Annotated in this window: 24 protein-coding genes; 14 read left to right on the top strand and 10 right to left on the bottom strand. The window is 68.3% G+C overall.

The annotated features are described in order from the left end of the window. Positions 1-3 precede the first annotated feature (3 nt). Positions 4-1,116 (bottom strand): pyridoxal phosphate-dependent aminotransferase, encoded by a 1,113-nt coding sequence (locus tag AB6A65_RS03060; protein WP_371036888.1) that lies wholly within the window; start codon positions 1,114-1,116, stop codon positions 4-6. A 293-nt stretch (positions 1,117-1,409) separates the two neighbouring features. Here AB6A65_RS03060 and AB6A65_RS03055 point away from each other — a divergent pair, with 293 nt between their 5' ends. From AB6A65_RS03055 to AB6A65_RS03045, 3 genes are all read left to right on the top strand, one after another. After that, positions 1,410-1,907 carry a lytic transglycosylase domain-containing protein gene (locus AB6A65_RS03055; protein ID WP_371036887.1) on the top strand — a complete coding sequence of 166 codons (498 nt, stop codon included), beginning with the start codon at positions 1,410-1,412 and terminating at the stop codon, positions 1,905-1,907. A 64-nt stretch (positions 1,908-1,971) separates the two neighbouring features. After that, a complete protein-coding gene (locus AB6A65_RS03050) occupies positions 1,972-3,258 on the top strand; it encodes a lipoprotein-releasing ABC transporter permease subunit (protein WP_371036886.1) in 1,287 nt (428 codons plus the stop codon). Next, positions 3,251-3,928 carry an ABC transporter ATP-binding protein gene (locus AB6A65_RS03045; RefSeq protein WP_371036885.1) on the top strand — a complete coding sequence of 226 codons (678 nt, stop codon included), beginning with the start codon at positions 3,251-3,253 and terminating at the stop codon, positions 3,926-3,928. Before AB6A65_RS03050 ends, AB6A65_RS03045 begins: the two co-directional genes overlap by 8 nt. A gap of 26 nt (positions 3,929-3,954) precedes the next feature. Here the strand turns inward: AB6A65_RS03045 and AB6A65_RS03040 are convergent, their stop codons facing one another. Continuing rightward, positions 3,955-4,362 (bottom strand): PaaI family thioesterase, encoded by a 408-nt coding sequence (locus AB6A65_RS03040; protein WP_371036884.1) that lies wholly within the window; start codon positions 4,360-4,362, stop codon positions 3,955-3,957. 289 nt (positions 4,363-4,651) lie between these two features. Here AB6A65_RS03040 and AB6A65_RS03035 point away from each other — a divergent pair, with 289 nt between their 5' ends. Together AB6A65_RS03035 and AB6A65_RS03030 are read left to right on the top strand one after the other, a co-directional pair. After that, on the top strand, positions 4,652-5,077 hold the full coding sequence (locus AB6A65_RS03035; RefSeq protein WP_371036883.1) for a cytochrome c: 426 nt from the start codon (positions 4,652-4,654) through the stop codon (positions 5,075-5,077). A gap of 23 nt (positions 5,078-5,100) precedes the next feature. Beyond that, positions 5,101-5,514, top strand: coding sequence for a cytochrome c (locus tag AB6A65_RS03030; RefSeq protein ID WP_371036882.1), 414 nt, complete (start codon positions 5,101-5,103; stop codon positions 5,512-5,514). On the opposite strand, the gene AB6A65_RS03025 is transcribed toward AB6A65_RS03030, so the two are convergent. Next, a complete protein-coding gene (locus tag AB6A65_RS03025) occupies positions 5,511-6,197 on the bottom strand; it encodes a hypothetical protein (RefSeq protein WP_371036881.1) in 687 nt (228 codons plus the stop codon). The genes AB6A65_RS03030 and AB6A65_RS03025 overlap by 4 nt on opposite strands. Before the next feature lie 376 nt (positions 6,198-6,573). Between AB6A65_RS03025 and AB6A65_RS03020 the strand changes: the two genes are divergently transcribed. Beyond that, positions 6,574-7,560, top strand: a complete 987-nt coding sequence (locus AB6A65_RS03020; RefSeq protein WP_371036880.1) for a polysaccharide pyruvyl transferase family protein — start codon at positions 6,574-6,576, stop codon at positions 7,558-7,560. On the opposite strand, the gene AB6A65_RS03015 is transcribed toward AB6A65_RS03020, so the two are convergent. After that, the gene (locus AB6A65_RS03015; protein ID WP_371036879.1) at positions 7,553-8,335 is read right to left on the bottom strand and encodes a glycosyltransferase family 25 protein; all 783 of its coding nucleotides are present in this window, start codon (positions 8,333-8,335) and stop codon (positions 7,553-7,555) included. The genes AB6A65_RS03020 and AB6A65_RS03015 overlap by 8 nt on opposite strands. A gap of 26 nt (positions 8,336-8,361) precedes the next feature. On the opposite strand from AB6A65_RS03015, the gene AB6A65_RS03010 reads away from it, so the two are divergent. Beyond that, positions 8,362-9,561 carry a hypothetical protein gene (locus AB6A65_RS03010; protein ID WP_371036878.1) on the top strand — a complete coding sequence of 400 codons (1,200 nt, stop codon included), beginning with the start codon at positions 8,362-8,364 and terminating at the stop codon, positions 9,559-9,561. Between the two features lie 281 nt (positions 9,562-9,842). Continuing rightward, positions 9,843-10,619, top strand: a complete 777-nt coding sequence (locus AB6A65_RS03005; protein ID WP_371036877.1) for a glycosyltransferase family 2 protein — start codon at positions 9,843-9,845, stop codon at positions 10,617-10,619. Positions 10,620-10,914: 295 nt separating this feature from the next. Here the strand turns inward: AB6A65_RS03005 and parE are convergent, their stop codons facing one another. Next, positions 10,915-12,873: a DNA topoisomerase IV subunit B gene (gene parE, locus AB6A65_RS03000; protein ID WP_371036876.1), complete on the bottom strand. Its 1,959-nt coding sequence runs from the start codon at positions 12,871-12,873 to the stop codon at positions 10,915-10,917. 391 nt (positions 12,874-13,264) lie between these two features. Between parE and AB6A65_RS02995 the strand changes: the two genes are divergently transcribed. From AB6A65_RS02995 to AB6A65_RS02985, 3 genes are read left to right on the top strand one after another with little or no spacing between them, the layout of a single operon-like run. Then, the gene (locus AB6A65_RS02995) at positions 13,265-13,894 is read left to right on the top strand and encodes a DUF1007 family protein (RefSeq protein ID WP_371036875.1); all 630 of its coding nucleotides are present in this window, start codon (positions 13,265-13,267) and stop codon (positions 13,892-13,894) included. Continuing rightward, positions 13,876-14,796 (top strand): nickel/cobalt transporter, encoded by a 921-nt coding sequence (locus tag AB6A65_RS02990; RefSeq protein WP_371036874.1) that lies wholly within the window; start codon positions 13,876-13,878, stop codon positions 14,794-14,796. The genes AB6A65_RS02995 and AB6A65_RS02990 overlap by 19 nt, the downstream gene beginning before the upstream one ends. A gap of 42 nt (positions 14,797-14,838) precedes the next feature. Next, positions 14,839-16,227, top strand: a complete 1,389-nt coding sequence (locus tag AB6A65_RS02985) for an MATE family efflux transporter (protein ID WP_371036873.1) — start codon at positions 14,839-14,841, stop codon at positions 16,225-16,227. Here the strand turns inward: AB6A65_RS02985 and AB6A65_RS02980 are convergent. Next, positions 16,224-16,628, bottom strand: a complete 405-nt coding sequence (locus tag AB6A65_RS02980) for a hypothetical protein (protein WP_371036872.1) — start codon at positions 16,626-16,628, stop codon at positions 16,224-16,226. The genes AB6A65_RS02985 and AB6A65_RS02980 overlap by 4 nt on opposite strands. Positions 16,629-16,635: 7 nt before the next feature. Next, on the bottom strand, positions 16,636-17,838 hold the full coding sequence (locus AB6A65_RS02975; RefSeq protein ID WP_371036871.1) for a pyridoxal phosphate-dependent aminotransferase: 1,203 nt from the start codon (positions 17,836-17,838) through the stop codon (positions 16,636-16,638). 91 nt (positions 17,839-17,929) lie between these two features. On the opposite strand from AB6A65_RS02975, the gene AB6A65_RS02970 reads away from it, so the two are divergent. The 3 genes from AB6A65_RS02970 (at position 17,930) to AB6A65_RS02960 (ending at position 19,191) form a co-directional block, all read left to right on the top strand. Next, positions 17,930-18,340: a multiprotein-bridging factor 1 family protein gene (locus AB6A65_RS02970; protein ID WP_371036870.1), complete on the top strand. Its 411-nt coding sequence runs from the start codon at positions 17,930-17,932 to the stop codon at positions 18,338-18,340. After that, entirely contained in the window at positions 18,337-18,600 is a 264-nt protein-coding gene (locus AB6A65_RS02965) for a succinate dehydrogenase assembly factor 2 (RefSeq protein WP_371036869.1), read from the top strand. The genes AB6A65_RS02970 and AB6A65_RS02965 overlap by 4 nt, the downstream gene beginning before the upstream one ends. Positions 18,601-18,693: 93 nt before the next feature. Further along, entirely contained in the window at positions 18,694-19,191 is a 498-nt protein-coding gene (locus tag AB6A65_RS02960) for a MarR family winged helix-turn-helix transcriptional regulator (protein ID WP_371036868.1), read from the top strand. Here the strand turns inward: AB6A65_RS02960 and AB6A65_RS02955 are convergent. The 3 genes from AB6A65_RS02955 to AB6A65_RS02945 are packed head-to-tail and all read right to left on the bottom strand — an operon-like array spanning position 19,185 to position 21,033. Further along, positions 19,185-19,934 carry a DUF1194 domain-containing protein gene (locus AB6A65_RS02955; RefSeq protein ID WP_371036867.1) on the bottom strand — a complete coding sequence of 250 codons (750 nt, stop codon included), beginning with the start codon at positions 19,932-19,934 and terminating at the stop codon, positions 19,185-19,187. The genes AB6A65_RS02960 and AB6A65_RS02955 overlap by 7 nt on opposite strands. After that, positions 19,931-20,608, bottom strand: coding sequence for a DUF1194 domain-containing protein (locus AB6A65_RS02950; protein ID WP_371036866.1), 678 nt, complete (start codon positions 20,606-20,608; stop codon positions 19,931-19,933). Before AB6A65_RS02950 ends, AB6A65_RS02955 begins: the two co-directional genes overlap by 4 nt. After that, entirely contained in the window at positions 20,605-21,033 is a 429-nt protein-coding gene (locus AB6A65_RS02945; protein WP_371036865.1) for a VOC family protein, read from the bottom strand. The genes AB6A65_RS02950 and AB6A65_RS02945 overlap by 4 nt, the downstream gene beginning before the upstream one ends. Positions 21,034-21,078 lie beyond the last annotated feature (45 nt).

Below are 21,078 nucleotides of genomic sequence, written 5' to 3'. Positions count from 1 at the left end.
CGGTCATGCGCGTTCACGCGCCTCGGCCAGGGCGCCGGGCAACGCCTCCGCGAGGGCGGCCATCTCGGCCTCGGTGCCGGTGCCGATGCGGATGCAGCGGTCGAGCGGCGCGACCCCCGGCATCCGCACGAAGATGCCCCGCGCGATCAGCCCGTCGAGAACCGCGCGCGCCCGCGCGCCGTCGCCGCCGCAGTCCACCGCGACGAAGTTCGTGGCCGAGGGCAGGGCCGCGAGGCCGTTCGCCTGCGCGATCCGGGCGATCTCCTCGCGGCTCTTCGCGGCCTCTGCGACGACATGGGCGAGCCAGCCCTGGTCGCGGAGCGCCGCGAGCGCCCCGGCCTGCGCGGCACGGTTCATGCCGAAATGGTTCCGGATCTTGTCGAAGGCCGAGATGAGCGGGGCGGCGGCCAGCGCGTAGCCCACGCGCGCGCCGGCCATGCCGTAGGCCTTGGAAAAGGTGCGCATCCGGATCACCCGCGGATCGTCCGCGGCCACCCGCGCCGCGGTGCCCTGGGGCGCGTAGTCGATATAGGCCTCGTCGAGCACCATGAGCGTGCCCTCGGGCAGCGCCTCGATCATCGCCTCCACCGCGTCGGCGCCATGCCAGCTGCCCATCGGATTGTCGGGGTTGGACAGGTAGACGAGCTTGGCGTCCACCTCCGCCGCGCGGGCCAGAAGCGCCCCGGGGTCTTCCCGGTCGTCGCGGAAGGGCACCTTGTGAAGCGTCCCGCCATGCCCCGCGACGTGGTAGTTGAAGGTGGGGTAGGCGCCGTCCGAGGTGACCACAGCGTCGCCCTGCGCGACTGTCAGCCGGACGAGATAGCCCAGAAGCCCGTCGATCCCCTCGCCCACGATCACGTTGTCCGTGGCCACGCCGTGGTGGTCAGCAAGCGCGTGGCGCAGATCGTGGCTTGCGCTGTCGCCGTATTTCCAGATCTCGGCCGCCGCGGCGCGCATGGCCGCCACCGCCTCGGGCGAGGGGCCGAAGACGCTTTCGTTCGCGCCGAGCCGGGCGCGGAACGGGGCGCCGCGCTCGCGCTCCTGGGTTTCGGGGCCCACGAAGGGCACGGTGGAGGGCAGCGACGCGGCGAGCGGGGTCAGGCGGGGCGTGGTCATGGCCGCGACCATAGACGCGCCGCGCGCCGCCGGGCAAGCCGGCACGCCACGGGCTCATGGCGAACGGGCCGGTGCGGGCGCAATCTTGCGGGAAGCGCCCCGCGAAGGTGCCCCGGAGCCGTGCGCGCCGGCCGTCGGCGTTCGGCCCCGGTGCCCGCCGGTCCGCGGCGCGCCGCGCGGCTCGCACGGGCCGCAGGATGGGCGGAGGCCCGCCCATGCGTCCGCACCCGGCTTTGCCCAGGCCGCGAACCGGGGTATGGGCGGTGTCGGGACAGGATCGGAGGCACGACCCCATGACCATCCATTCGCGCCGCGCCGCGCTCGCCCTGATGCTTGCCGTGCCGCTTGCGGCCTGCGGCGCGGGCGGCGACGACAGGACGGCCGAACTCGCCACACGAAGCGCGCAGTCCATGCCGTCGCTCTATCCCGGCGAGACGCCGCAGATGCGCCAGCTGGTCGAAACCTATGCCGAGGTCCACGACATCCCGCCGGCGCTTCTTCACCGGGTGATCCAGCGCGAAAGCGACTACAACCCGCGCGCCTTCAACGGGGCAGGTCCCTATTACGGGCTGATGCAGATCCTGCCCGCCACCGCGCGGAGCATGGGCTTTTCCGGCCCCGCGGAGCGGCTCTTCGACGCCGAGACCAATCTCGAATATGCCGGCCGCTACCTGCGCGGCGCCTGGCTCGTCTCGGGCGGGGACATCGACCGCGCGGTGATGTGGTACGCGCGGGGCTACTACTACGAGGCCAAGCGCCTCGGGCTGCTGGAAGAGACCGGGCTGCGCTAGCGCCGGCTTGACCCTGCCGGCCGTCCGGACCAGTGTCCGCGCGAGCCGTTCCCCCGGAGAGTTTATGGCCCGTACCCCAGCCCCCTTCGCGCCGTTCGAATGGATGATCGCCTGGCGCTACCTGCGCGCGAGGCGCGCCGAGGGCGGCGTGAGCGTGATGACCTGGATCAGCCTCGTCGGGATCACGCTCGCCGTCTTCGCGCTCATTGCCACGCTTGCCGTGCGCTCGGGCTTCCGGGCGGAGTTCGTGGACACGATCCTCGGCGCCAACGCGCATGTGACCGTCTATTCGGCCGGGCAGGTGGACGCCTCGGGTCGCGTCACCAGGGAGATCGCGGACTACGAGGCGATGGCGGCGCGTATCGCCGAGGTTGCCGGCGTCACGCGTGCCGCGCCGCTGGTGAAGGGGCAGGTGATGGCCAGCGCTTCGGGGCGCAATACCGGCGTCGAGGTCTACGGCATCGCCGCGAGGGACCTCGCCACGCTGCCGCGGATCGCCGATCCCGAAGCCGCGTTCGGCGATATCGGCCGCTTCGGGGAGGGGGTGGCCATCGGCTCGGGCGTGGCGCGCGAGCTCGGCCTCGGCCCGGGCGACCGGATCACGCTCATCTCGCCCGACGGGGTGAAGACGGCCTTCGGCACGAGCCCCCGCGTCAAGGCCTACGAGGTCACCTACATCTTCACCGCCGGGCGCTACGACATCGACCGCACGCGCCTCTACATGCCCTTCGCCGAGGCGCAGAGCTTCTTCAACCGCGAGGGCGCGGCCGACGAGATCGAGGTGATGGTCACGGACCCGGAGCGCGTGGACGACTACGCGCTGCCCATCCTCCGCGCGGCCGGAGAGAGCGGGCAGGTCTGGACGTGGCAGGATGCCTCTGGCTCCTTCCTCCGCGCGCTCGAGGTCGAGGACAACGTGATGTTCGTGATCCTGTCGATCCTCGTGCTGATCGCGGCCATGAATATCGTCTCGGGGCTGATCATGCTGGTGAAGAACAAGGGCCGCGACATCGGCATCCTGCGCACCATGGGCCTGACCGAAGGCTCGGTGCTGCGCGTCTTCTTCATCTGCGGCGCCTTCACCGGGCTCATCGGCACCGTGGCGGGGGTGATCCTGGGCTGTCTCTTCGCCATCTACATCGACCCGATCTTCTCCTTCGTGAACTACGCGATGGGCGGCGGTGTCTGGGACCCGGCGGTGCGCGGCATCTACCAGCTTCCCGCGAGGCTCGAGGCGGCGGACGTGCTGTCCGCGGTGGCCCTCTCGCTCGGCCTCAGCTTCGTCGTGACGATCTTCCCCGCGCGCCGGGCGGCGCGGATGAACCCGGTCGAGGCGCTGCGCTATGAGTGAGGCCGCGCTGCGCCTCGAGGGCGTCGAGAAGACCTACAACAAGGGCCTCGAAAGCGAGGTGGCGGTGCTGCGCGGCGCGTCGCTCACGCTCGCGCCCGGCGAGGTGGTGGCGCTCGTCGCGCCCTCGGGGGCGGGAAAGTCCACGCTGCTGCACATCGCGGGGCTTCTCGACGTGGCCGACGCCGGCCGGGTGGAGATCGGGGGCAAGGACATGGGCGGGCAGGGCGACCGGGCCCGCACCCGGGTGCGCCGCCGCGAGGTCGGCTTCGTCTACCAGTTCCACCACCTGCTGCCCGAGTTCACCGCGCTCGAGAACGTGGTCCTGCCCCAGCTGGCCGACGGGATCGCGCGCGGCGCGGCAGAGGCGCGGGCGCGCCGGCTGCTCGACAGCGTGGGTGTCGCGCCCCGCGCCGATCACCGTCCCGCCGCGCTTTCGGGCGGCGAACAGCAGCGCGTGGCCTTCTGCCGGGCGCTCGCGAACGCGCCGCGGCTTCTGCTCGCGGACGAGCCCACCGGCAACCTCGACCCCGAAACCTCGGACCGGGTGTTCGCGGCGCTCATGGACCTGGTGCGCGAGACCGGTCTCGCCGCGCTCATCGCCACCCACAACCTGGCCCTTGCCGCCCGCATGGACCGCCAGCTTCATCTGGACGCCGGCCGGATAAGCTGAGCCCGCGGCGACCGCGCGGAGGGCCGTCACGGCGCGTAGAACGTGGCCGTGGCGACCGCCACCGCCTTGCCGGCGGGCATTGCGGTGAGCGTGGCGCGCGCGAAGACGAGCGCCCGGCCCGCGCGCACGATCTCGGCGTCGCACAGGATCGCCTCGCCGCCGCCCGGCCGCAGGAACTGCAGGTCGAGGTTCGTCGTGGCCACCGGCACGAAGCGGCCCGCCTGCGCGCAGGCCGCGAGCACCATGGCCGTGTCGGCGAGGGCGGCCAGCGCCTGACCCGACACGATGCCGCCCACGCGGGCGATCTCGGGCGTGACGGGCATCCGCATCCGAATTCCATCGGGCGCGGTCTCTTCCACCACGGGCGCGAGCGCCCGCACCCACGGCGCGAAATTCTCCGCAAGGATTTCCTCTGCCTCGGTCACGCTCAGCATTGCCCACCGTCTCCCTTTCACTGACGGTGCGAGCATCGCCTCTCGCACGGGGCTTGTCACGGCGCTATGCTGTGGCTCAATGATGGGCCGGGCGTCGCGTCCGACGCGCGCGGCCAAAGACCACGAGGAGGAGCAGGCATGATCCAGCCCGGCCCGCGTTTTGCCGGACCGCGCCGCGCGCAGCCGGCCGGCGTCCTGCCGGCGGCGCCCGCCATCTCGCCTCCCGCGCCGCAGGCCCCGGCGCGCCACGCCCGTCCACCGTCCCTCTCGAAATCCTCCAGGAAAGCAGATGCCCGCACTCCGTGATCTTCGCCTCGCCGCCCTTGTCCTCGCCCCGGCCGGGCTCGTCGCCTGCGCGGCGATGACCGCCATGCCGGAACCCTCCGAAGGCGCCGCGCTCTTCGCGGAGAATTGCGCGGTCTGCCACGGAAGCGGCGGGCGCGGCGACGGCCCGCTCGCCGGCGATCTGACCCCGCCGCCGCCGGACCTGACCACGATCTCGGCGCGGTCCGGCGGAACCTTCCCGCGCGCCGAAGTGCTGTCCACCATCGACGGCTACACGCGAGGGAACAAGGCGCAGGGACCCGACATGCCCGAGTTCGGGTTGCTGTTGCGCGACGAAACCGTGCCGGTGGACACGGGGGACGGGATCATGTCGCCGGTACCGCGACCGCTGGCCGCGATCCTGTTCCATCTCGAAAGCATCCAGAAATGATCCCACGTCCCAAGGAGACCTTCATGCACCGCAAAGCCCGCATCGCCCTTTGCACCGCGCTTGGCCTCGCGGCCGCGCCCCTCGCGGCCGAGGACCCCGAGGCGGGGCAGGCCCTCTATCGGACGCATTGCGCGAGCTGCCACGGCATCGACGCGATGGGCGAAGGGCCGATGCGCGGGGTTCTCACGATCAAGCCGACGGACCTCACCGCGCTTTCGGCCGACAATGGCGGCGTCTTCCCGCTGGAGCGTGTGGTCAAGCGCATCGACGGGCGCGACCCGCTGGTGGCCCATGGCAGCCCGATGCCGGTTTACGGCGACTTCTTCGAGGGCGGTGCGTCGGTCGGACTCAAGGCGCCCTCCGGCCAGCCGATCATGACCTCCGAGGCGGTGGCCGATCTCGTGGCCTGGCTTCGGAGCGTCCAGGCGGACGGCTAGTCCGAGCAGATCCCGCGAGCCGTGACGCCGGCCCACGGGACGATCACCTGCGCCTCGCCGAGTGCCGCGTCCAGATCGCCGATCGGGATCTCGCGCGCGAGCATCCGGCGCAGCCGCCCGGTGCGCGGCGCGGCCGGGTCGAGCACCGTGCAACAGACGTATGGCTCCATGATCGCGCCCTGCTGCTCGTAGCCGTAGGTTAGGAAATCCGCGGCTTCCAACTCGCAGAGGTAGGGATCGGGAGAGCGGTTGTGTTCGCGCACCACAAGGAACGGGTGATAGCCCGTCCGCGCGCGGTTCTGCCACTGCCAGACATGGGTGAGCTCGTGGGCGAAGAGCATCGCCTCGGCGAGGAAGATGCGGTCTGGGAAGCCGGGCGCGTAGTCGGGCCGGTAAAGATCCGTCCGGTAGAAGACGCGGTTGAAAAGCGCGATGGCGCCGGGAGAGACCTCGACGCGCTCGCCAGGTCGGCCCGGCGGCCAGATCCGCTCACGGCAGGAGGTGCGCGGCCGCGCCGGCCGCTCCCAGACATAGGAGCCAACGAGCGCCCCGTCATGGAAGCGGATGCGCTCGAGATCGACCGCGTCGCCATGGGTGACCCGCGCCAGCGCCCGCTCGCCCTCCGTCAGCGGCCGCCCGCAGGCGGTCAGAAGCAGGAGGGTGAGAAGGAAGGCGGCGCGCATGGCCGCGAGGTTAGCCGAGAGGGAGGGGGCGGCAAGGATTCGCTCAAGGCGCGACCGGGTCTGGCACGGCGACGCGGCGCGGCTTCACCGATCGGCGGTGCGGGGCAAGGTTGGCTTTCGCGGGCGCGTGGGGCCCGTGCAACGGCGCGCAGTCTCGGAATGACTCCATGACGATCCGACTTCTGCCGCGATGCATCCGTGATACGTCGTGAGGGTCGCTTTCCGGGATGTCCGGTCACCTGCACGAGCGTCGTCGCATGTGGCCGCCTCTCAACCAAAGGGTCGGGATAAGGGTGCATCGAAGGCCCCGAGCTACGAGACGACCGCACACCCGGCGCCGCCGGCCGTTTCCTGGCGCGTCTGGAGCGGGGTGAACATGGATACTCATTCCATTACTGCAAGAATCGACGATACCCTGGACGAGGCGCTCGGTCGGTGCGCGCCGCACCCCTACGCCCTGCTGGATTTTCCTGCGCACTCGAATATCGGTGACAGTGCCATATGGCTTGGAACGCTCGCGAAGCTTCGGAAACGACTCGGATCGTTCCCGGCATATGTTTCGCGAAACAAGGCTTTTCCCACTCACCTCGACCAGGTGATGCCTGAGGGCCCTCTCCTGCTGCTCGGCGGGGGCAATTTCGGAGACCTGTGGCCAGGGTTCTGGGAGAACCGCGTTGCCATACTGGACGAATTCCAGCATCGCAAGATCGTGCAAATGCCTCAGTCCATACACTTTTCGTGTTCTGAGTCGCTCCCCTTGAAGGAAACGAGGCGCGCGATCGCACGGCATCCCGATTTCACCATGATGGTGCGCGACACCGCGAGCCTGGACTTTGCGCGCGAGAATTTCGACTGTCCGGTTTATCTTTGTCCGGACATGGCATTTGCCCTCGGGCCATTGCACACGGACACCAGGCCGGAAGTCCCCGTTCTGGCCCTGATGCGCGACGATCAGGAAAGACACGCGAGCCGCAGCCAGGAGACCACAGCGCGGGACAGCGTTCGCGTGACGGATTGGATAGAACCCTACAATCTTCCATGGGCCGGGAAAATTGCCGAGCGGTTAGCGCGATCTGCGCCCCTTCCAAGCAGGACGCTTATGGCCTGGCTGGAGAGAGCCTATCGATTGAAGGCCGAAAAAGAACTGCGGCGTGGGATCGATCTTCTCGCCCAAGGCCATCGCGTCGTCACTGACCGCTTGCATGGTCATATCCTGTGTAGCTTGATGGGAAAAACACACGTCGTTCTGGACAACCATTACGGGAAGGTCTTCAATTACATCAACACCTGGGCCGGCGATCATCCACCCTTCATGGCAAAGAGCTTCACCGAGGCATTGAGGGCAGTTCAAGAGTTCAACTGATCTTGGATGAAAGTCTTTTGATCAGCCAGCGCTTCCAATAGGTCGTGGCGCGCCGCCTCTTCGCTGACCCGCGCTTGCCGCCGTGGTCCGAAACGATTTTGACGCGCGCGTCGCGCAGGTGCGAAGTGCCGGTAAACTTGTCGGGATGATCGACAATTCTGGGCTCCAGCGCCATTGCGCCCAGCGACACGATATCGCCAGGCCAATCGGCCGTGGCAGACACCGGTCGGGAGGACGCCAGCAGAGATCGTGCGCCGGCTGCGGAAATCGAATACCCCGTCGTCAGGTAGGAGGGGAGCGCCAGCCGGCGCATCGTCACGCCCTTCATGATGTCCAATCCCTTACCGCGCACATATGCTTTCGAATGGTCGAGCATTATCAAGTCCGCTCGCCGGAACAGTTCCCCGCGCACGAAATCCGCGAAACGACGGTCGATAATGGCATCGTCTTCGAGAACCACGGCGCCCTGCCAGCCTTTGCGCTCGATTTTGCGATAGATTTCGCGGTGGGACAGGGCACAGGCGAATTCACCATCGGTCAGGTCGCGTCCGATATTAAACCTTGCGGCGGATCGATCGATGTCGCGTTCCCAGCATGCCGGCAGACCATTTCGGCCATCGACCCCGATAAAGACCTCATAATCGAGGGCGAACCGCGCCAGCGCGGTCAACAGCGGGCGTCGCCGCACCTCTTCGCCAGGAAGCGAAAGCACGACTATCGGCCAAACCATGGAGGCGTTGCCTTCTTCCAAACCCTGTTCTACTGCGTCAGGCATCTTGCGGAAACCGATGGGAGTTGCCGGTGTCGACGAAGGGTTTCAGCAGGCGTTTGACACAGATTCGCAAGCTGCGGTCTGCCGCACCCGGCTGGGCGAAGATGGCGGAGTTCCGTACCCGACAGACCTCCGATGGAACAGACGATGCCACCTGTGCGTGGGATAAGGATCGCGTCGTGGTAAAGGTTGGCAACCGGTCCTTCTTCATCAGGTCGGACGCGGTGTGCAAGGCACCGGAGATCTGGGATTTCGCTCTCTTCGGGCTTGCCGCGATTTCCTCCCGGACCAATCGCACCATTCGGGTACCTGCCCCCGTGAGCGCGGCAGCCGCGCGAATGGTCGAGACGTTGAACTATGCCTACACACTGTGGAGCATTCCTTCGCTTTCGCCGCCGCGACTGATTTTGGAGAATATCGTTTATGCCGGTTCGGTATCAAGACGGAAAGATCATAAGGTTATTTGCCTCTCCGGTGGCGTCGATAGTACATCCTCTGCGATCGCCGCGAAGGCACAGGCAGAATATAGCCATAGTCTTCTTGTCGCGGGCGCGGATTACCCGACGGCCGATCATCCGGGTTTCATCGACCTTCGGTCGCGTGTCGAGCGAATTTCGGACATTATCGGACTTGATCTGATCGTTGCAGAAACGGATTTTCGCAACATGCCGATGCATTGGGAGCTTCAGCACTCCTTCATGCTGGCGATGTGCCTGAATTATATTGGGAAAGAGTTTTGCGAGGCTTCATATGCGCTGGACGCTCCTCCAATCCATGACGTTTTTCAACACCCGTGGGGCAACGGTAGTATCCTGATGGATATCTTCGGTCGGGGCGATCTGCCCTTGGTGGCTTTCGGACACACGCTCCGCCGGGGCGAGCGGGTGCGGGCGATCCATGACGCGGATCCCGAGCTGGTGCGCCAGCTCTCCGTCTGCTGGAGCGACACCTCGACCGGCGGGAATTGCGGAAAGTGTTTCAAATGTGTTCGCACGCGGGACATGCTTCACTGCGCGGGCATTCCCGATATCGGCCTTTTCGAATGTGACTCGCAGGAAATACCGGGCCTCGACGATGGTATTCCGAGGGACTATGATGTGAGGATGGCGATCGTGACCTACATGGACTGGGCGACAACGCCGGGGTTGAAAGACGACCGTCGCCAGCAGCTTCAACAACGTATCGAGAAGCTTCGCGAGTCCTACGTCCGACAAATGCCGTATCGCTAGGTTTCAGTCGACCGTTCCGAGAAGCCACGGGGATCGGGAGACGTGGTCTTGCGCCGACATGCGTCCCTGGGGGGCAGCGCCCACGGTTCGGGCGTTGCGCCGGCGATCGTCGAAGGGACGCGGACAGCATCACTCAAGGTGTGGCAGGACGCAGGGCCCGAGGAGGAGTTTCGCGGGGGCGTGCCCACGGTGTCGAACCAAGCCGCCGCTTCCGGTAAGCTTCGACTCCGTGCGCAGCTAGCACGGCCCCGTCTCGGCGCTATGGTTAGTGATGCCGCAACATGATGTCGAAGCCGGAAGAAAGCGCCACGCCGGACCCTTGCGTTTCGGTCGTCATACCGACCTGCGACCGGAGGATTGACTGGCTGCGGGAGGCCATTGCGTCGGTTCTGAGGCAGAGCTTGCCGCCCCTCGAGGTGCTTGTCATCGACAACGGAACCCGCGAAGTCGCGCGGTCCGACCTTCCGTCCGGCATCAAGCTCTTTCGAGAACAGCCCCGTATAGGGCCCTCGAGGGCGCGAAACCTCGGCGCGTCTCTCTCCACCGGTACGCATCTGGCCTTCCTAGATGACGATGACTGGTGGGACGAGAACTTCCTGTTCGAAGCCTTCAATGCCTGCAGGCGGGACTCGGCGCGTTGCGTTTACGGGAGAATTCTGCGCTCCAGAAATGGGCAGGTATACGAACATCATAATTTGACGGAAGGCGAGATATCCGTCGATGCGCTACTTTGGCGAAATCCCGGGACGGGCGGCATCAATCTGCTTATTGAAAAGGACCTGTTTCTTGCTGTCGGAGGCTTTGACGAGGAGCTGGCGATCTCGGAAGATCGCGCGCTGGCGATAGAGATGCTGCGTGCGGGTGAGAAAATTGCGATTGCGCCGGAAGCTGTGGTTTTCGCCAGGCAGCACGACGGATTTCGCCTCAGCAAGAATATCAGAAGCAAGCGAGCATTTATCCTGAAATACAGGGATTTGATGCCAAGATGGGTTTTCTGGAGGCGCCTTCTCAAATACCGCTGGTGGGAGCTTTTGCGCTCCGGCTCAAGGCCCAAGTAGGGTCCGCCGGCCGGAAAATTCCGTGAGGGTTGCGGCGACCTGTCGAGCCGACCGCTTTTTGCTCCTCGTGGCGGTCTCGCCCGGGCCATTCGGGATGCTCGAATTGCCCATGAGGCTGCATCGCGCTGCCGCCGGGCCGTGACCCATGGATCGCGCCGGATACCCCGTCGCCGGGCCGACGCGCGTCATTCGAGGTCAGCGGCGCCATCGACGCTGCAGCGCTACCGATGATGGCGTGAACCCTTTCTCCACTGCCGGGCTGCGGGTTTCTTCTCCGGTCCGCGCCAAGCGCCGATCACACGTCCAACTCCTCCACGAACCTCGCGTTCTCGCTGATATACTGGAAGCGCAGTTCCGGTTTCTTGCCCATCAGCCGCTCCACGAGGTCGCCCGTCTCGCCGGGCTCGTCCTCGTCGATGGTCACGCGGATGAGCCGGCGCGAGGCCGGGTCCATCGTCGTTTCCTTCAGGTCCTTGGCGTCCATCTCGCCCAGACCCTTGAAGCGCGCGACCTCTATCTTTCCCTTGCCGCCGAGCCCGCGCCGCAACCACGCCTCGCGCTCCGCCTCGTCGAGGGCGTAGACGCGCTTGGCGCCCTGGGTCAGGCGATAGAGCGGCGGGCAGGCGAGATAGAGGTGGCCCGCGTCGATCATCGGCCGCATCTGGGTGAAGAAGAAGGTCATCAGGAGCGCGGCGATATGCGCCCCGTCCACGTCGGCGTCGGTCATGATGATGACCCTGTCGTAGCGCAGGTCGTCGAGGCGGAATTTCGTGCCGAGCCCCACGCCCAGCGCCTGGGAGAGGTCCGAGATTTCGGCGTTCGAGCCGAGCTTCGAGGACGCCGCGCCCAGCACGTTCAGGATCTTGCCCCGGAGCGGCAGGAGCGCCTGCGTCTCGCGGTTGCGCGCGGCCTTGGCCGAGCCGCCCGCGCTGTCGCCCTCCACGATGAAGATCTCCGTGCCGTCGCGGGCCGTCGCGGTGCAGTCCACCAGCTTGCCGGGCAGGCGCAGCTTGCGCGTGGCGGTCTTGCGCGCGGTCTCCTTCTCCTGCGGGCGCCTCAGCCGTTCCTCGGCCCGCAGGACGAGGAAGTCGAGGATCGCGCCCGCGCTTTTGGTGTCGGCGGCGAGCCAGTTGTCGAAATGGTCGCGGACCGCGCCTTCCACCAGCTTCGCGGCCTCGGCCGTGGCGAGGCGGTCCTTCGTCTGGCCCACGAATTCGGGCTCGCGGATGAAACAGGAGACGAGCGCGCAGCCGCCCGCCATCAGATCCTCACGGGTGATCTGCGCGGCCTTGCGGTTGTTGGCCAGCTCGCCATAGGCCCGGATGCCCTTCAGGATCGCCGCCCAGAAGCCCTGCTCGTGCGTGCCGCCCTCGGGCGTGGGCACCGTGTTGCAGTAGCTCTGCACGAAGCCGTCCTTCGCGGGCGTCCAGTTGATCGCCCATTCCACCTTGCCGGGGGTGCCGAAGCGACCCTCGAAATCGACAGCCCCCGCGAAAGGTCGCTCGGCGTAGGTGGTCGCGCCGGCCAGGCGCTCCTTCAGATAGTCGGAAAGCCCGCCGGGAAAGTGGAACGTCGCCTCGGCGGGGGTCTCGCCGTCGTCCACCGCGGATTTCCAACGGATCTCGACGCCCGAGAAGAGATACGCCTTGGAGCGCGCCATGGCGAAAAGCCGCGCCGGCCTGAACCGATGCGCGCCGAAGATCTCGGGGGCGGCACGGAAGCTCACGGTGGTGCCGCGACGGTTGGGCGCGGCGCCCCCCTCTTCCACCGGGCCGAGGGGCACGCCACGGGAAAACCGCTGCTCGTGCAGCGTGCGGTTGCGCGCCACCTGCACCACCATGGACTCCGACAGCGCATTGACCACCGAGGCGCCCACGCCGTGCAGCCCGCCCGAGGTCTGATACGCCTTGCCCGAGAACTTGCCGCCCGAGTGCAGCGTGCACAGGATCACCTCGAGCGCGGACTTGCCCGGAAACTTCGGATGCGGGTCAACCGGGATGCCGCGGCCGTTGTCGCGCACGGTAAGCGTGTAGTCCTCGGCCAGCTCCATCTCGATGCGGTTGGCGTGGCCCGCCACCGCCTCGTCCATGGCGTTGTCGAGGACCTCGGCCACCATGTGGTGCAGCGCCCGCTCGTCGGTGCCGCCGATATACATGCCGGGGCGCTTGCGCACCGGCTCCAACCCCTCGAGCACCTCGATAGAGGAAGCGTCGTAGTCGCCGGGCTCCACGCTGTCGAGGAGATCGTCTGCCATGCTCGCTGCTCTCTTGTCTTGCCTGGCGCACAGTATGTCAGTCCGGGCGCATCGGGAAAAGCGGCTTTCCGGGCGCCGTCGGGGGCGGGGCCGTCCTGCCGAGGACACGCGTTCATCAGGTGCCGGCAGCTGTCGCCCACGGGGACGGCAGTGGGATGCCGCCCCCCTTCGGAGACTCGATCCTTTTCGGACAGGTCCAAGGGTTTCCGGCCCGGGTGTGCCCGCGCGCGCCGTGCCGGTCGCGCGTCGCTCTGCGGCGGCACGGGGCAGGGGCCGGGCGATGCAGGCCTTCGGACCGCAGCGCGGCCGGGACCGGCACGCTGGCGGAAATCCGCGCGGCGCAGGCTGGTCGCCGGTTGCCGGTCTCGCCCGTGCAGCGTAGGTTCCGCCCATGTTCCGCACAGCCATCCTTGCCCTCGTGACCAGCCTGCCCGGGGCGCTCGGAGCTCATCCCCACATCTTCGTCGACGCGACCGTGAAGGTCGAGCTGGGCGATGCCGGCATGATCACCGGGGTGGAGGTCACCTGGGTCTACGACGATTTCTTCACCCTTCTCATCCTCGAGGACATGGGGCTCGACCCCGAGGCCGACGGCGTGCTCACCGAGGCCGAGCTCGACGCGCTTCGCGGCTTCGACCTCGTGGAATGGCCCGACTGGTTCGAGGGCGACCTCTACCTCGTCAACGGTGACGAGACGGCGGAGATCGGGCTGCCCACCGCCACAGGGATCGCGGTGGAGGAGGGCCGGATCGTGGCCTCCCACCGGCGCGACGTGACGCCCTTCCCGGCGGAGGGCACCGTGATCGAGGCCTACGACCCGACCTTCTACGTCGCCTACGAACTCGTAGGCGTGCGCCTGCCGGAACGCTGCGCGGCGCCCATCACGGAGGCCGACCCGGAAGAGGCCGATGCGCGGGTCGCCGAGATCGTCGGAGAGGTCACCGAGCTTACCTTCGAGACGCTCGAGATCGGGCACCTCTACGCCGACAAGGCCCGGATCACATGCGCCTCGTCCTCCTGACGGCCATGGCTGCCATCGCCGCGCTGGCTGCGTGGCTCTGGCTCTGGGGCGGGGCGGACGACGTCGCGCGCTGGGCGGCCGCGGGCCAGCAGGAGGCGCAGCGCGCCATGGCGGGGGCGCTTCGGGCGCTCCGCGCGGGCGAGCCCGGCGCGCTCGCCACGCTCTGGGGGCTCTGCTTCGCCTACGGGTTCTTCCACGCCGCCGGGCCGGGCCACGGCAAGCTGCTGATCGGGGGCTACGGGGTCGCGCGGCGGGTGCCGGTCCTGCGCCTTTCGGGCCTCGCGCTGGCCTCGAGCCTAGCGCAGGCGGGCACGGCGATCGCGCTGGTCTATGCGGGTGTCTGGGCGCTCGGCTGGACGCGCCAGCAGATGGTGGGCGCGGCCGAGGCGTGGATGGCGCCGCTGTCCTACGCCGCGATCGGGCTGATCGGCCTCTGGCTGGTGGCGCGCGGGGCGCGCAAGCTCTGGCGCCGGCCGCAGGCCCGGCCGGGCGACGATCACGGCCACCATCGCCAGGGCCACGGGCCGGAGGGCGCCTGCAGCTCCTGCGGGCACCGCCACGGCCCCAGCATGGAAGAGGCGGGCGAGGTGTCGAACCTCCGCGATGCCGCGCTTCTCGTGGCCGCGGTGGCGATCCGGCCCTGCACCGGCGCGCTTTTCCTGCTGATCCTCACCTGGCGCATGGATCTCGTCTGGCAGGGCGTCGCGGGGGCGGTGGCGATGGCGCTCGGCACGGCGAGCGTGACGGTGGCGGTCGCCGTCGCGGCGGTGACGATGCGCGAGGGGACGCTCGCCCAGTTCGCCGGCGGCAGCGGCGCGGCGCGCGCGCTTCCGCTCATCGAGATCGGGGCCGGCGCCGTGGTGGCGCTGATCTCGTGGCAGCTTCTTATCGCCGCGATCTGATCCCGTCTTGCCGGAGGCGCGGACCGGCGCTAGAGCGCGGCCATGCCCGCTGCCGCCATGTCATATACCCGGCACCTCCGCGCCATCCTGCTGCTCGGGTTCCCGCTGATCGGCGGGCATCTCGCGCAGTTCGCGATCCACCTGACCGACACGGTCATGATGGGCTGGCACTCGGTCGAGGGGCTGGCGGCGCTGGTGCTCGCCACCGCGCTCTGGTTCACGCTCTGGATCATGGGGGCGGGGATCGCCTGGGCGGTCATGCCGCTCGTGGCCTCGGCCGAGGCCGAGGCGGACGAGACGGCCGTGCGTCGGGTCACGCGCATGGGGCTGTGGCTGTCCGTCCTCTTCGCGCTGGCCTGCCTGCCGATATTCTGGTTCTCCGCCCCGCTGCTGCGCCTGCTCGGGCAGACGCCCGAGCTGTCGGCGGCGGCGCAGGACTACCTGCGCATCGCCGGGCCCGGCATCCTGCCCGCGCTTCTGGTGATGGTGCTGAAATCCTATCTCGCCGCGCTCGGGCGCACGCAGGTGGTGCTCTGGATCACCGTCGCGGCCGCCGTGGCGAACGCCCTGTTCGACTACGCGCTCATCTTCGGCAACTGGGGCGCGCCGGAACTGGGCCTGCCCGGGGCGGCCATCGCCTCGGTGGCGACGAACGCGGTGGCGCTGCTGTTCTCGGCCGCCTACGCCGCGGCGGCGCTACCCCAGCACAGTCTTTTCGTCCGGCTCTGGCGCCCCGACTGGGACGTGTTCCGGCAGGTGGCGCGCATGGGTGCAGCGATCGGGGTGACCAACCTCGCCGAGATCGGTCTTTTCTCGGTGTCCTCGGTGATGATGGGCTGGCTCGGGACGGTGCCGCTCGCGGCGCACGGCATCGCGCTGCAGATCGCCTCCGCCACCTTCATGATCCACATGGGGCTGTCCAACGCGGCGACGATCCGTGCCGGCAACGCCTTCGGGCGCGGCGACGCGGAGCATCTGGCCCGGGGCGCGCGCGCCGTGCTCGGCCTCAGCCTCGTGGCGGCGCTCCTGACGATCGTGCTGTTCCTGGCGGTGCCGGGGCCGCTCTACGCGCTTTTCCTCGATCCCGCGGAATCCGCCCGCGGCGAGATCATGGCGCTGGGCGCGACGCTGCTCGCCATCGCGGCGCTCTTTCAGCTCGTGGACGCCGCGCAGGTGATGGCGCTCGGGCTTTTGCGCGGGGTGCGGGACACCGCCGTGCCGATGGTCATGGCGGCGGTCAGCTATTGGGGCGTGGGCATTCCCGGCGCCTGGGTGATGGGCTTCGTGCTGGGCTGGGGCGGCCCGGGAGTCTGGCTCGGGCTGACCCTCGGCCTTGCCTGCGCGGGGGTGCTGCTGATGACGCGCTTCTGGTGGGGCTCCGTGCCGCGGCTCCGCGCGGGGCAGGGAAGGGCGGGCCGGCGCGCGGCCTAATCGTCGTCGCGTGCCAGCTGCTCGGACTTGCGCCGCACCAGCACGCTGCGCAGGTCGTGCATCGCCAGGAGAAGCGACTCCGTCACCTCGTCCAGTTCGGCGTCGGTCGCCCTGGTCTGCGCCCAGTGCGCGGTGAGGTTGAGGTGATCCACCGCGCGGAAGATGTCGTCCATCTCGCGCGCGGCGACGACCTCGCGGCGTTCGGCCATCCAGTCGCGGATGACCTCGACATCGGTCTCCGAAAGGACGCGGTCGCCTTGGGGCCTGATCTCGCCGTTGCGGATGTTCACGGCGGCGATCGGGTCCATCTCTATGCGGCGGTGGCGGTTCTCGGTGTCCACGCGGAAGACCAGCGCGCCGTTGTCGCGCACCCGGAAGTAGTAGTCGGGCAGGTCCGCCACGGCCGCCTCAGCCCAGGCCGCCGCAGAAGCGCGCGATGCGGTCGCAGGCATCCTCCAGCACGTCGTCCGATGTGGCGTAGCTCACACGGAAATGGGGCGAGAGGCCGAAGGCCGCGCCGAACACGACCGCCACGCCCTCCTCCTCGAGCAGAGCGGCGGCGAAGGTCTCGTCGTCGTCGATCCGCTGCCCGCCCGCCGAGGTCCGCCCGATGAGCCCGGCGATCGAGGGGAAGACGTAGAAGGCGCCTTGGGGCACGGGGCAGTCGATACCGGGGATCGCGTTCAGCCGCTCCACCACGAGGTCGCGGCGGCGGCGGAAGGCCGCGCAGCTTTCGGCGATGTAGTCCTGCGGTCCGGTCAGCGCGGCCACCGCCGCCCACTGGCTGATCGAGCAGGGGCAGGATGTGGACTGCGACTGCACCTTGCGCATCGCGGTGATCAGCGGCTCTGGCCCGCCCGCGTAGCCGATGCGCCAGCCGGTCATGGCGTAGGCTTTCGAGACGCCGTTCACCGTGAGCGTCCGGTCGCGAAGACCGGGCTCGACCTCGGCCGGCGTGCAGAAGGTGAACCCGTCATGGGCGATGTGTTCGTAGATGTCGTCCGACATCACCCAGACATGGGGGTGGCGCATCAGCACGTCGCTCAGCGCGCGCAACTCGTCGCGGCCGTAGCCCGCACCCGTCGGGTTCGAGGGCGAATTGAGGATGACCCAGCGCGTCCGGGGCGTGATCGCGGCCTCGAGCGCCTCGGGCGAGAGCTTGAAGCCCGTGTCGAGACCGCAGGGCACGATCACCGGCTCCGCGCCCGCCATGCGGACCATGTCGGGGTAGCTCACCCAGTAGGGCGCGGGCACGATGACCTCGTCGCCGGGATTGAGCGTGGCCATCAGCGCGTTGAAGAGCACCTGCTTGCCGCCGGAGGAGACACCGATCTCGGCCGGCGTGTAGCGAAGGCCGTTGTCGCGCAGGAACTTGGCCGCGATCGCCTCCTTGAGCTCGGGGATACCGTCCGGCGCGGTGTATTTCGTTTTTCCCGCCTCGAGTGCCGCGATTGCGGCATCCTTTATGTGCCGTGGCGTGTCAAAGTCCGGCTCGCCGGCGCCAAGCCCGATCACGTCGCGCCCCTCGGCCCTGAGATCCCGCGCCCGCTGCGTCACCGCGATGGTGGGCGAAGGCTGCACGCGCTCGAGGGTCGCGGAAATCGGGATCATGGTCACACCGGTTTGAACTGGGGTGCCCCATGTCTTAGGCTGGGGTTCGAAAGCGATCAAGCGGCGATCGCGCAGCGGATGGGAGAGAGCCATGGACGATTTGAGCGACGCCTCCGGCGACTGGTACGGCCCCGATCAGGCCACCTTCGGCGACCGCGTGGCGGCGGCGCGCGAAAACGCCGGCATGACGCAGGCGCAGCTTGCCAAGCGGCTCGGCGTGAAGCTCGGAACGCTGCGCGGCTGGGAAGAGGACCTGTCAGAACCCCGCGCCAACCGGCTGTCGATGATGGCGGGCATCCTGAACGTCTCGATCATGTGGCTTCTCACCGGCGAGGGGGAGGGCGTCGAAAGCCCGGCGGAGGAAGAGGCGCTTTCGCCCGACATCACCGAGATTCTTACCGAGCTTCGCACGCTCAAGACCTCCTTGCGCACCACCTCCGAGCGCCTCGGCAAGCTTGAGAAGCGGCTTCGCCAGCGCCTCAAGGAAGAGGCCTCCGCATGACCGAAACCGCCGAGACCCGGCGGCGCCGGCTTTCGATGCGCTCGATGCGCCGCGGCCCGAAGGAGATGGACCTGATCCTGCAGGGCTTCGCCGAGGCGCGGCTCGCGGGCATGGACGATGCGGCGCTCGATGCCTACGAGGCGCTGCTCGAGGAGAACGACCAGGACCTCTATGCCTGGGTGGCCGGGCAGTCGGAGCCTCCGGCGCGGCACGCGCCCCTGATCGGCGAGATCCGCGCGCGCCTCGGGATGGCGAGTTAGCTAGAATTTTAGAATTTATTCCAAGGATTTAACCTCTTCTTCGGTATTCCGCGCCAATCTCCGGCCCGCAAGTCAAGCGGAGACCGGCGCGACATGAGCATGCAGACCGCGATGCTGCCCGCCAGCGGGCAGAGCCTCATCACCCCGTATCTCGAAACGCTGTCGCTGGTGGAACGGCTGCACCGCCTGCTGCTCGACGTCATAAAGGACGAATTCGAGCGCCTGGGCGTGCTGGAGGTCAACGCCGTGCAGGCGCTTTTGATCTTCAACATCGGCGACAACGAGGTCACGGCGGGCGAGTTGAAGACCCGGGGCTATTACCAGGGGTCGAATGTCAGCTACAACCTGAAGAAGCTCGTCGATGGCGGCTACATGCACCATCAGCGCTGCGAGATCGATCGCCGCGCCGTGCGTGTGCGTCTTACCGCGAAAGGGCGCGAGATCCGCGAGATCGTCGCCACGCTCTTCGCGCGCCATGCCGAGGGGCTGGAGGTCGAGACAGGCGTCGACCCTGCGCGCCTCGTGGAAAGCACCGCCGCGCTGCGTCGGTTGGAACGTTTCTGGACGGACCAGATCCGCTACATCTACTGAGACCGATGCGCGGGGTGCCCGGGCCCTGCCGGATCGAGCGTGGCCAGCGACGGGGCCGACAGTTCGCGCAGAAGCTTTCGGCGCATGGCGCGGGCGAAATCCTCATAGCCGAGCGCTGTCTCGACGAAGGCGTCGGGCCCGTGGATCACATGCGCGTTGAAGTAGCTCGACAATTCCCCGATCTGGACCTGTCTGCGGTCGAGGGAATCGCGGGCGTCCGCCCCCACGACCAGCGCGTTGACCGTGATCCCCCGAAAGCTGCTGCGGACGGAGCGTGGCGCGGGCCCCGCGTTGGCCTTTCCGTCGCCCGAGATGTCGAGCACATGGCGCCAGCAGTCCGGCCGCGCGGCAAGAAGCGCGGCCCCGTGGCGCATCGCATGGCCGAGCGCGGTGCTGTCGTCGCCCGGGGCGCGCCGGGCCGCGCGCAGCCGAGCCGTCACCGCCAGAAGCGCGGCCTCGTCGGCGATCTCGGTCCAGCCCAGAATGTCCCGCGCCGGGGCGGGGCCGCTCCATTCGTAGGCGGCAACGGCCACCGGCGCGGCCGGGATCGCGAAAAGCGCCTCGCGTATCTCGGGCGCCGCGAGCGCGTCGGCCAGGCCGTCGAGTTGCAGCCGGTATTCCCGCGCGTCCACAGATCCCGAGACGTCGAGGCCCAGGGCCAGCGCCTGCCGGCACGCGGCCTCCGCCCGCGCGGCAACGGCGAGCCCGGCCAGCAGCAACATCGCGCAGGCGGCACGTCTCAACGCGCCGCGCCGACGGCCAGAGTGCCGATTTCCCGCAGCAGCTTCCGTGTCATCGTCACCTGGAAGTCGCTGTAATCCTCGGCGTGTTCCACGAAGGCCTCGGGGCCGAGGCGCAGCTCGTCGAGGTAGTAGTCCAGCACATGCGGGTCGTGCCCCCCGACCGCGAGGCCGTTCACGGTGATGCCCGCGAAGGGAAAATGCCGGTAGGCGTGACGCGGCCCGAACCCGTCATTGCCGATCCCGTCGCCGGACACGTCCAGCACCCGGCGCGCGCAGTCCGGCCCGTTTTCGAAAAGCCCGGCGGCATAGCCCAGGGCGTAACCGATGGCGGTGGGAAACTCGCTGTAACTGCGCGGCGCGCCGAGAAGCCGGGCCGCGGCCGCATCGATGGCTGCGTCGCTGTCGAGCGGTATCCAGCCCTGGATGAGCGCCTGCTGGTAGCGCCCCGACCACTCGTACACGGCGAGGGCGACATGCCCCGGCGCGCCCGACAGGATGGCCGAGCGGATATCGGGATGACGTAGTGCGGCGGCCAGGCCCTCGCGCTGAAGGCGGTGTTCCCGCGCGTCCACCGACGAGGAGGTGTCGAGCGCGAGCGCCAGCGCGAGGCGGCACTCTGCCGCCGCCGCGCCGGTCCAGACCCCAATGGCGAGGGTGAGGGCGAGGGCCCTCACCAATGCCCCGTGTTCTCCATGCTGGCCCAGGGCTCCGCCGGCTCCTTCGCGTCGCCCTTCTGCAGAAGCTCGACCGAGATGTTGTCGGGCGAGCGGACAAAGGCCATGCGCCCGTCCCGCGGCGGGCGGTTTATGGTCACGCCGTTGTCCATCAGGTGCCGGCACATCTCGTAGATGTCGTCCACCTGGTAGGCGAGATGGCCGAAATGCCGGCTGTCCGAGGGCAGCCCCTCGTCCCCGTCCCAGTTGTAGGTCAGCTCCACTGGGCACTCCTCCTGCCCAGGCGGCGCCATGAAGACGAGGGTGAAGCGCCCCTGGTCGTTGTCCCAGCGCCGCGTCTCCTTCAGGCCCAGAAGCGCGTAGAACGCCATGGATTTCTCGAGGTCCTTCACACGGACCATGGTGTGAAGATAGCGGATGGTCATGGGGTGCCTCCTGTCGCCTGGTTCCATCGGCACTCTAGGCCCGCG

The organism is Rhodosalinus sp. FB01, assembly GCF_041365715.1.
In the GTDB taxonomy this organism is placed as follows: Bacteria; Pseudomonadota; Alphaproteobacteria; order Rhodobacterales; family Rhodobacteraceae; genus Rhodosalinus.
The sequence above is the reverse complement of the archived record's forward strand: the minus strand, read 5'-3'. Positions and strand labels throughout refer to the sequence as shown.